Source organism: Bacteroides sp. AM37-9 (genome assembly GCF_003603455.1).
GTDB lineage: Bacteria > Bacteroidota > Bacteroidia > Bacteroidales > Bacteroidaceae > Bacteroides > Bacteroides xylanisolvens.
The window spans coordinates 77,459-83,458 of sequence record NZ_QTNF01000026.1 but is presented as its reverse complement, the minus strand read 5'-3'; the positions used below and the strand labels follow the sequence as shown (position 1 = coordinate 83,458).

Genomic DNA, 6,000 nt, shown 5'->3' with positions numbered 1-6,000 from the left:
TAAATATATAATTGTAAGGCTTTCAGCCTAACCGATAAATTCTCATTTAACCGCTAAATTCCCATTTATTATTCTTCACTGTCAAAATCGAAATCAAAGTCGAAATCATCCATGAACTCCGGAGTTGTAAATTCTTCCAGTTCCCGGCGGTCTTTTTTGGTCGGTCGTCCGGTTCCACGTGCACGATCTACGAATCCGCTGATTTTACTCATTTCAAGCAGTTCGTATTGATCGGGAGTAGTTACGTTTTCCATCATTTCCGATACAAGTTTGGCACCCACACGTTTTTCAATAGTTTGTAATACCTTGAATGAATAAGTGATAGGCGGTTTCTTCACCTGAATAACGTCTCCCGGTTTTATCATACGGGCAGCTTTGGCTAGAGAACCGTTGATGGTAATACGTCCTTTTTTGCAGGCTTCTGCTGCAATCGTACGTGTCTTGAAGATGCGGACAGCCCACATCCATTTATCTATTCTTGCTTCGGCCATTTTAGTTAGTTATTTAGTGATAAATAATTCTTTGGTTAGTATTAGTTGACGTTGTCATTTATTGCTAACCATTCATTGTCATTTTTTTTTTGGGGGGGGCTAGTCCATTATTTTTTATTGAACTGGTTCATCGTGATGTCAATACCGGCGAGACAGAAACTTTTTATAATTTCCCCTGCCATCTCCAGTCTTTCATCCATTGTTTTCCAATCTTCGTCAGTGAAGTGTCCGAGTACATAATCAACCTGTCCGCCACGTGGAAAATCATTTCCGATACCAAATCGCAGGCGGGCATAGTTTTGAGTGCCCAGAATAGCGGCGATATGCTTCAATCCATTATGTCCTGCGTCACTCCCTTTTCCTTTCAGGCGTAAAGTTCCAAAGGGAAGAGCCAGATCATCTACTACGATCAGTACATTTTCCAATGGAATATTTTCTTTCTGCATCCAATAGCGAACGGCCAGTCCGCTCAGGTTCATAAAAGTCGATGGCTTAAGCAAAATCAACTGGCGTCCTTTGATAGAAAAGCTGGTAGTGAATCCATATCGTCCATCCATAAAAGGGGGAGCGTTATTGATTCTAGCCAATGCTTCTACTGTCATGAATCCGATATTATGTCGGGTTTCATGATATTCGGGACCAATGTTTCCCAGTCCGACAACTAAGTATTTTATCATCGTATTTCCGTAAAACAGTTCATTAATATAGAAAGAGAAACGCAGATTAATACAAATTAATGCAGACTGAACATCTGCTTTAATCTGCATTAATCTGCGTTTGAAGTATATCTCTTTACAGGGATAATCTCAATTACTTACCAGCGGCTGCTGCTGCACCTCTTGCTGCACGAGTCAACTTAACAGCACATACAACGGCTTCTTTTGCGCTAATCAGTTCAAGACCTTCGAAGCTCAATTCGCCAACTTTAACAGTCTTACCTAATCCCAGGTGAGAAACGTTAACGGTCAACTTTTCAGGAATTACATTGTACAAAGCTTTCACTTTGATCTTACGCATCTGCAGTGCAAGTTTACCACCGGCTTTCACACCTTCTGCAAGACCTTCCAACTGTACAGGAACTTCCATTACGATAGGTTTAGCTTCGTCAATTTGATAGAAGTCAACGTGTAGGATAGTATCTTTTACCGGGTGGAACTGAATATCTTTCAGGATAGCGTTTACTTTTTTGCCATCGATAATCAGGTCTACAACGTAGATGTGCGGAGTATAAACCAAGTTACGAAGTCCTTCGTTAGTCACTGTGAAGTGAACTACTTCATTACCTCCGTAAAGTACACAAGGTACACCACCGTTTTTACGAATTTCTTTCAAAGCTCTTGCTTGTTCTGAAGAGCGTTCTGCAATTGTTCTTGCAGTTCCTTTTACTTCAATTGATTTCATTTCTTTAAAAAATTGTGTTACTCTAAATTAAGTTAGTTTGCTTAATTCACCATCACACGATGTGGATTATCACACGATGTTGCAAAAAAGCGGTGCAAAAGTACATCTTTTTTTTGAAATATCAAAGAGTTACTTTCTTAAAAGTCAATATCAATCTTAATTTCGCTCTCCAATTTGTTTTCCCGGGCTTCTTCGATTGCTTTCCGTTCATTTTCTTCATCAGCTTCGATGTTCAGGCGGGCGATATATTCGTTTGCGTCGCTGCACTCAATGAAATTGACTGCTTCTTCGAGTCCTGCCATAAACTTCTGAAAGTCTTCCCTATATAGGAAGATTTTGTGTTTCTCGAAACTAACTTGAGAATCATCGCCTTCTCCCGTTATCACTTTTTTGCTCTCTGTAATAGCCAGGAACATTTCATCTTTACGATTCTTTTTTACGTCGAGGTAATAGATGCGTTTACCTGCCTTAATGGACTTGGAGAATACGATCTCCTTATCATTCATGTCTGCGCTCATTTTCTTTTTTAAATCTTCCATATCTTTCGGTCCGTTTATAATCGGCTTCAAAATTGGATATTTTTTTTAAACTGTCAAAAGAAAAAGCGCAGAGAATCAAATACTGCATTAAAAAATGTGATTTATTAGTGGAAACTCATTAAAAATATCTACTTTTGCAGTTCGATAACAACAGTATTAATTTGAATTATGATCAACAGAGTTCTTATTCGTCTTAAGATTATACAGATAGTATATGCCTATTATCAGAATGGCAGCAAAAATCTAGACTCAGCGGAGAAAGAGTTATTCTTTAGTCTTTCAAAGGCGTATGACCTTTACAACTATTTGCTAATGCTGATGATAGCATTGACAGAGTATGCACAAAAACGTATTGATGCGGCAAAAGCTAAATTGGCACCTACGAAAGAGGAGTTGTATCCCAACAGGAAGTTCGTAGATAACAAGTTTATTGCTCAATTGGAAGTCAATAAACAATTGTCCGAGTTTATAGCCAATCAGAAAAGAACCTGGACAAACGACCAGGACTTTATCAAAGAGCTTTATGAGAAAATTGTAGAAACCGATATCTATAAAGATTATATGGCTTCTGATGACAACTCATACGAAGCTGATCGTGAACTGTGGAGAAAAATCTATAAGACATACATCTTCAATAATGATTCTCTTGACCAGGTATTGGAAGACCAGAGTCTGTACTGGAATGATGATAAAGAAATTGTAGACACGTTCGTCTTGAAAACAATCAAACGCTTTGATGAAAAGAAGGGTGCCAACCAGGAACTGCTTCCGGAATTTAAGGATGACGAAGATCAGGAGTTTGCACGTCGTCTGTTCCGTCGCACCATTTTGAATTCTGACTATTATCGTCATTTGGTGAGTGAGAATACAAAAAACTGGGATTTGGACCGCATCGCATTTATGGATGTAATCATTATGCAGACTGCATTAGCAGAAATTCTTAGTTTCCCGAACATTCCGGTCAGTGTTTCGTTAAATGAATATGTAGAGATTGCGAAGTTGTATAGCACAGCTAAAAGCGGTAGCTTTATCAACGGTACGCTGGATGGAATAGTTAATCAATTAAAAAAAGAAGGTAAGTTGACTAAAAACTGATACCTTTGTCCATATAGTAGAAACTAAAACAGATTATTTATGAACGTATTGACTGTATTATTGCAAGCTCCTGCCGGTGCTGCCGGAGGTGGAAGTATGATGTGGATCATGCTGATAGCTATGTTTGTTATCATGTATTTCTTTATGATCCGTCCTCAAAATAAGAAGCAGAAAGAAATAGCTAATTTCCGTAAATCTCTTCAGGTAAATCAGAATGTGATTACTGCAGGTGGTATCCACGGAACAATCAAGGAAATTACTGACGACTATATAGTACTTGAGATTGCTTCTAATGTAAAGATTAAAATAGACAAGAATTCTATATTCGCTGATGCTTCAGCGGCTAGCAATCAGTCTAAATAAATAGTTGGTAAATAAATGCCTATGTTTGATCGTAGGAATATAAAATATACATATTTAAAACTATCTAAGAAAATTAAGGATTTTCTGCTCAGTGATAAGAGCAGAGAGTTCTTAATTTTTTTATTTTTCTTCCTGATAGCCGGTGGATTCTGGTTGCTTCAGACGCTCAATAATGATTATGAAGCGGAGTTTTCTATCCCGGTGCGAATGAAAGATCTTCCTAACAATGTAGTGTTGACTTCGGAACCTCCTTCCGAACTTCGTGTTCGAGTGAAAGATAAAGGGACAGTGCTTCTCAATTATATGTTGGGGAAAAGTTTCTTTCCGGTCAATCTAGGTTTTCTTGATTATAAAGGAAAAGATAATCATGTGAAAATTTATGCTTCCGATTTTGAGAAAAAAATATTAAGCCAACTGAATGTATCCTCCAAAATCCTATCGATCAAGCCGGATACATTAGAATATATCTATTCCGAAGGAAAGTCCAAGCTGGTTCCTGTTCGTTTTCAGGGGAAAGTGACAGCCGGACTTCAATATTATGTATCTGACACCATTTGTAAGCCGGACTCTGTATTGGTTTATGCTCCGGAAGGAATTTTGGATACTATAACAACTGCATATACTCAAAATATAACTTTGGAGAATATATCCGATACAACCCGGCGACGAATTCCGCTGACTTCTGAAAGAGGAGTGAAGTTTGTTCCGGCTTCAGTAGAAATGACTTTCCCGGTGGATATTTATACGGAGAAAACGGTCGAAGTGCCATTACATGGAGTTAATTTTCCGGCAGATAAGGTGTTGCGTGCTTTTCCTTCCAAAGTTCAGATTACTTTTCAAGTGGGCTTAAAACGGTTCCGCAGTATAAAAGCAAGCGATTTTATCATCAATATCTCTTATGAAGAATTGCTGAAGCTTGGCTCTGATAAATATACGGTTAAATTGAAGTCGTTTCCAAGTGGAATAAATCAAATACGTATTGTTCCCGAGCAAGTGGACTTCCTGATAGAACAAATTACTTCTAATGGCGATTAAGATTGGCATAACCGGTGGCATTGGTAGTGGAAAAAGTGTTGTTTCCAGACTACTCGGAATAATGGGAATACCTGTCTATATATCAGATATAGAAGCAAAGCGAATCACACAGACAGATCCGGTGATTCGTCGGGGGCTTTGTGATCTGGTTGGTCAGGATGTGTTTCAGGGTGGAGAGTTGAATCGTTCCTTGTTGGCTTCTTATATGTTCGGTCATCAGGATCATGTGCGGAAAGTGAATGAGATTATTCATCCGCAAGTGAAAGAAGATTTCCGACAATGGGCTGCCCGGTTGAAAAGTGAACTGCTGGTGGGTATGGAGTCTGCAATACTGGTGGAGGCTGGTTTTAAGGATGAAGTTGATTTTCTGGTTATGGTATATGCGCCGTTGGAAGTGAGAGTGGAACGTGCTGTAAAGCGGGACTGTTCGTCAAGAGAACTGGTGATGAAGCGTATCGAAGCTCAAATGAGTGATGAAGTAAAGAGAAGCCATGTCGATTTCGTGATAGTGAATGATGATGAAACACCGTTAATTCCACAGGTTTTGGAGCTTATTTCTTTGCTATCTAAAAATAATCATTACCTTTGCTCCGCAAAAAAATAATTAATAAATAAAAGGATATATACTATGTTGAAGACTATCTTGTCTATCTCAGGTAAACCGGGATTATACAAACTTATTTCGCAAGGAAAAAATATGTTGATTGTTGAATCAGTCAATGCTGAAAAGAAACGTTTCCCTGCTTATGGTAATGAAAAAATTATCTCTTTGGCAGATATAGCAATGTACACGGACGATGCAGAAGTTCCTTTGTATGATGTGTTGGAGTCAATAAAAGAGAAAGAAAAATCAGCGCAGGCTTCTATCGATCCGAAAAAAGCGACTCCCGAACAATTGCGTGAATACTTGGCTGAAGTATTACCTAATTTTGATCGTGAACGTGTATATGTAGCCGATATTAAGAAATTGGTTGCTTGGTATAACATCTTAATTTCTAATGGAATTACAGAATTCAAACCGGAAGGAGAGATTAAGGAAGAAGAAGTTGCAGAGTAATCTGTATAGTTTATTTAAT

The 6,000-nt window shown here is 38.4% G+C and carries 9 protein-coding genes; 5 read left to right on the top strand and 4 right to left on the bottom strand.

Annotation, left to right across the window (positions count from 1 at the left end):
• Positions 1 to 68 precede the first annotated feature (68 nt).
• The 4 genes from DW862_RS17345 to DW862_RS17330 form a co-directional block, all read right to left on the bottom strand.
• Positions 69 to 491 carry an RNA-binding S4 domain-containing protein gene (locus DW862_RS17345; protein ID WP_008021285.1) on the bottom strand — a complete coding sequence of 141 codons (423 nt, stop codon included), beginning with the start codon at positions 489 to 491 and terminating at the stop codon, positions 69 to 71.
• Between the two features lie 107 nt (positions 492 to 598).
• Positions 599 to 1,165, bottom strand: a complete 567-nt coding sequence (gene pth, locus DW862_RS17340; RefSeq protein WP_032811507.1) for an aminoacyl-tRNA hydrolase — start codon at positions 1,163 to 1,165, stop codon at positions 599 to 601.
• Positions 1,166 to 1,301: 136 nt separating this feature from the next.
• Entirely contained in the window at positions 1,302 to 1,892 is a 591-nt protein-coding gene (locus DW862_RS17335) for a 50S ribosomal protein L25/general stress protein Ctc (protein WP_004309786.1), read from the bottom strand.
• Positions 1,893 to 2,029: 137 nt separating this feature from the next.
• Positions 2,030 to 2,431: a PUR family DNA/RNA-binding protein gene (locus tag DW862_RS17330; protein WP_004309787.1), complete on the bottom strand. Its 402-nt coding sequence runs from the start codon at positions 2,429 to 2,431 to the stop codon at positions 2,030 to 2,032.
• Between the two features lie 168 nt (positions 2,432 to 2,599).
• On the opposite strand from DW862_RS17330, the gene nusB reads away from it, so the two are divergent.
• From nusB to DW862_RS17305, 5 genes are read left to right on the top strand one after another with little or no spacing between them, the layout of a single operon-like run.
• Positions 2,600 to 3,526 carry a transcription antitermination factor NusB gene (gene nusB, locus DW862_RS17325; RefSeq protein ID WP_008021289.1) on the top strand — a complete coding sequence of 309 codons (927 nt, stop codon included), beginning with the start codon at positions 2,600 to 2,602 and terminating at the stop codon, positions 3,524 to 3,526.
• 39 nt (positions 3,527 to 3,565) lie between these two features.
• The gene (gene yajC, locus DW862_RS17320) at positions 3,566 to 3,889 is read left to right on the top strand and encodes a preprotein translocase subunit YajC (protein ID WP_004302063.1); all 324 of its coding nucleotides are present in this window, start codon (positions 3,566 to 3,568) and stop codon (positions 3,887 to 3,889) included.
• Positions 3,890 to 3,910: 21 nt separating this feature from the next.
• Positions 3,911 to 4,924 (top strand): CdaR family protein, encoded by a 1,014-nt coding sequence (locus DW862_RS17315; RefSeq protein ID WP_120069596.1) that lies wholly within the window; start codon positions 3,911 to 3,913, stop codon positions 4,922 to 4,924.
• A complete protein-coding gene (coaE, locus tag DW862_RS17310; protein WP_055236876.1) occupies positions 4,914 to 5,528 on the top strand; it encodes a dephospho-CoA kinase in 615 nt (204 codons plus the stop codon). Before DW862_RS17315 ends, coaE begins: the two co-directional genes overlap by 11 nt.
• 24 nt (positions 5,529 to 5,552) lie before the next feature.
• Complete coding sequence (locus DW862_RS17305; RefSeq protein ID WP_004313967.1) at positions 5,553 to 5,981, top strand: DUF5606 domain-containing protein; 429 nt, start codon at positions 5,553 to 5,555, stop codon at positions 5,979 to 5,981.
• The last annotated feature ends 19 nt before the right edge of the window (positions 5,982 to 6,000 follow it).